This is a genomic window from Mycobacterium sp. E3298, assembly GCF_001666895.1.
Lineage (GTDB): Bacteria > Actinomycetota > Actinomycetes > Mycobacteriales > Mycobacteriaceae > Mycobacterium.
This window is the reverse complement of record NZ_LZJB01000306.1, coordinates 1-3,581: the sequence shown is the minus strand read 5'-3', so window position 1 is coordinate 3,581 and position 3,581 is coordinate 1. Positions and strand designations below refer to the sequence as shown.

General features: G+C 64.5%; 4 protein-coding genes. 2 read left to right on the top strand and 2 right to left on the bottom strand.

The window, feature by feature from the left end:
* Both A9X05_RS14475 and A9X05_RS14470 read right to left on the bottom strand, forming a co-directional pair.
* On the bottom strand, positions 1–1,048 hold a 1,048-nt coding region (locus tag A9X05_RS14475), incomplete at its 3' end, for a dihydrodipicolinate reductase (protein ID WP_067782216.1).
* Positions 1,049–1,112: 64 nt separating this feature from the next.
* A complete protein-coding gene (locus A9X05_RS14470; protein WP_067782214.1) occupies positions 1,113–1,901 on the bottom strand; it encodes an SDR family NAD(P)-dependent oxidoreductase in 789 nt (262 codons plus the stop codon).
* A 212-nt stretch (positions 1,902–2,113) separates the two neighbouring features.
* Between A9X05_RS14470 and A9X05_RS14465 the strand changes: the two genes are divergently transcribed.
* Complete coding sequence (locus tag A9X05_RS14465; protein ID WP_067782213.1) at positions 2,114–2,713, top strand: TetR/AcrR family transcriptional regulator; 600 nt, start codon at positions 2,114–2,116, stop codon at positions 2,711–2,713.
* Between the two features lie 173 nt (positions 2,714–2,886).
* Positions 2,887–3,581: hypothetical protein (locus tag A9X05_RS14460; RefSeq protein WP_197499062.1), on the top strand; the 695-nt coding region annotated here is incomplete at its 3' end.

Sequence of the window (3,581 nt, the reverse complement as noted above, 5' to 3'; positions counted from 1 at the left end):
CGGACAGCGGGATGTCCTCCACGCCGATGAGCCCCTGCGGCGCGCGGCATACCCAGTCAATCGCATTGACGACGCGGGCCGCCGTCGAAATGCAGCCGGCATCAGTGGAATCCAAGACGGGATGCGAAACGTGGGTGTTGATCTCCACCCGCGGCTCACCCTCGACGACGACGCGGTGCACACCGGTATGCCCATCGGGGGGAAACTCCCAGTCGGGCGCCGCGGCTCGGGTGAGCCGGGTGACGTGCTCGAGGGTGATCACCGGCCTCCCCGCGCGCACGCCCTCGGTGGCGAAGCGCACGGCGGCCATTCGGCCCGGCTCCACCGTCATCATTGTGCATTCGATTCGTCCTGGCGTGTACCAGGGTTCGACGCGCTGGCGCACGTCGTCGAGTTCGATGTCGAGGTTGTCCGCCAGGCTGCGGACCTGGCCTCCCCACATCGACACGATCACCCCGGGCAGGAACATCATCGGCGAGTCGTCGTCCGGTGCCGAACCGAAGCCCATTGCGGCACCGGTGAACTCCGCGTCGTCATAGTTTCCATAGTCGAAGATCTCCTGCACGGTGATCGACGAGACGCGGGTGGTCAGGCTCACCGCCGAGTGCACCAGCGTATCGCCGGAGAAGCCGGGATCGATGCCGTTGATGTACAGCGACGAATTGCCGGCCGCACAGGCACGTTCCAACGGCGCGCGAAGCCAATCGTCGGCGTGGCGAGGAGTCACCAGCCAGACCATCGACGTGCCAACGACGTTGGTCCCGGCCGCCAGGAACCTGGCCATCTGCTCGATGGCTTCCATCGGCCGGGTCTCACCCTGAGACGTGTAGACCACACAGTCGGCGCCGAGGTCGACCAGGGCGTCGACATCGTCGGCGGCAACGACGCCCGTCGGCTGGTCCAGCCCGCACAGCCGCGCCGCATCCTGGCCGACCTTCTCCGCGCTCGCTGCGTGCACTCCGACCAGCTCGAGATCCGGTCGACCGATGATCGCCCGCAATGAGTGCCGACCCACGTTTCCGGTGGAAAACTGTATGACTCTGCGCACCGTTACCCCACATCCTTTCAGGAAGCTGCCGAGCCCATCATCACGCGTTCAGGCGCCGGGCAGGTCAGTAATCGGGTATCGGCAACGGTGAATTGTTCGAGTCGATGCCGCCGTCGACGTGGAAGATCGCGTTGGTGGCGTAACAATCGCGCGTGCAGAGATACACCGCGAGCCGCCCGAGGTCCTCGACGTCGCCAAGCCGGTGCAGCGGGGTGGCCTCCTGCATCTTCTCCAGCGATCCGGGCATCAGATCCAGGCTGCCCTTCAGGCCGTCGGTGGCGAACGAGCCCAGGGCGATCGCGTTGACGCGGATCTTCGGGGCGAGTTCCTGTGCCATGGCACGGGTCAGCGCTTCGAGTCCGCCCTTCGCGACGCAATACGCGGTCAGCGCCCGAATGCCGAACCGCGCCGATCCCGACGAGATGTTGATGATGGAACCGTGTCCGGCACTGAGCATGTGCGGTGCCACGAGCTGGCTCATGATGAAGGCGGAGGTCACACACCAGTCGAACGTATGCCGAAAATCCTCGTCGGTGATATCCAGAAACCGCGCGTAGGTCGACCCGCCGACGTTGTTGACCAGAATGTCGATGCGATCGAAACGCTCCATGACCGTCTGCACGACGCGTTCACCGTCCGGGCGACTCGTCGCGTCCGCGACAAGCGCCAACCCCTTACCGCCCGCCGCCTCGATACCCTCAATCGTGCCAACGATATCCGCCTCGGTTCGGGCGGTCCCGACCACAGTCACCCCGGCCTCCGCCAACACCCGGGCGATGCCTGCCCCGACGCCCTTCCCGGCGCCGGTGACGATCGCGACCTGTCCGTCCAACCGGAACTGCTCCAATGCCATGCTGGACTCCTTCGGCCGCGTGCGACGGATGCGCCGTTCAATCTATGAATTTTACTGACTTTAGTCAATGAATCTCTGGCATTCAGGCTGGAAACAGCGTGTACCGTCCAACAATGACCAGATATTGCAAGCCTTTCTGAGCGGAGCACGTCATACTTGTCGGGTTAGCCCGGAAAATCAGACTCGAGTCAGGTCAATTTGCGAGGGATGAAATGGCTGTGACGGACCGGCTGTCGGCGCGAGAAGCGAAGCGCCTGCAGACAAGGGAGCGATTGATGGGCGCCGCGATCGCGGAGTTCGCCCGGGCCGGGATGGCCGAGGCCGACGTCGGCGCCATCGTGGCCGCCGCCGGCGTCGCCCACGGGACCTTCTTCTTCCACTTCCCCACCAAGGAGCATGTTCTGCTGGAACTGGAGCGCCGCGAAGAGGACCGTATCGCCAAGCAGTTCGCGCAATTCTTGAAGGCCGAGCACGATCTCGCTTCCGCGCTGAACGAGGCGGTCCGCCTGGTGGTGGGATTGGAACGACGGCTGGGCGATCGGCTCTTCAACGACTTTCTCGCCCTGCACTTCTCACAAACTCGTCCGCCCACCGAGGACGGCCGGGATCACCCCCTGATCGTATTGGTCGCCCGGGAGATCGCGCAGGCTCAAGAGTGCGGCGAGATCGATCCCGAGGTCAGCCCGATGAACAGCGCGGTGTTCTTCTTGCTCGGCCTGTACTCGTTGTTGATCACCACCAACCACTGGCCGACGGGCCGCGCGCTGCTGGAGGATTACGTCGCGCGGACGTTGCGGAGCGTGCAGCGCTGAAGAGCGTGGGCCTCAAGGCCATGTCACGCCGCGCAGCGGCGTAACGCCCAGTTTCTTGTGGGACACCGGTCGCTATTACGCCAGCTCTTACGCTGACTGTAGTCAGCCTGTTATAGTGCGCAGGCTATCCAATCAGCGTTGACGACCGGGGAGGGTTCGTGAATCCGCCGAAGCTGGGCCAGCCCAATGCCGACACCGTCGCCGCCCGCCCCGCTTCCGGTCTGACCATCGACGAGCACGTGGAGCGATCGCACCTGGCGCAGCGTCAGGCCGATAGATGGCTCATCTCCGGCAGCCTGCTGATCGGCACCGCGGCCCTGGGTGTCTTCGGCCTACCGCTGTTTCTCTGGGGCGTCCGGTTGCTCCGGCGGGCCCAGCGAGACGGCCTCTCGGTGCGGCCGATGCTGGTCACGCTGCTCGGCTATCTGGTCATCATCGACGCGGCCATCAACACCGTCGGATGGGCGCTTGACCTGGTGGCAAACCACACGCTGCTGGCCCGCGTGCTCCTCAACGGCTGGGGCAACATGTTCGATGCAGGCTATTTCTGGCACTACAACGAGCTGTGGGTCGGCGGCGCGGCCGGACCTGGCGAAAAGGCGTTGGAAGTCGGCCTGATCCTGACGGTGTTCACGATGCGCATCGCCGCCGCCATCGGCTTCCTGCAGATGAAGCGCTGGGGGCATCAGTGGATGGTCGTCACCTGCTGGATGGGCGTGGTGATCTGGATTACCTACGTCTTCAACATGACGATGTTCGCCGACGTGCGCTTCGCCGGCGTCGTGCTGCCGGTCGTCGGCTGGTGGCTCTACGACATCTTCTACATCACCCCGTTCCTCGCCATCCCCTACCTGCACACCGTCAACCG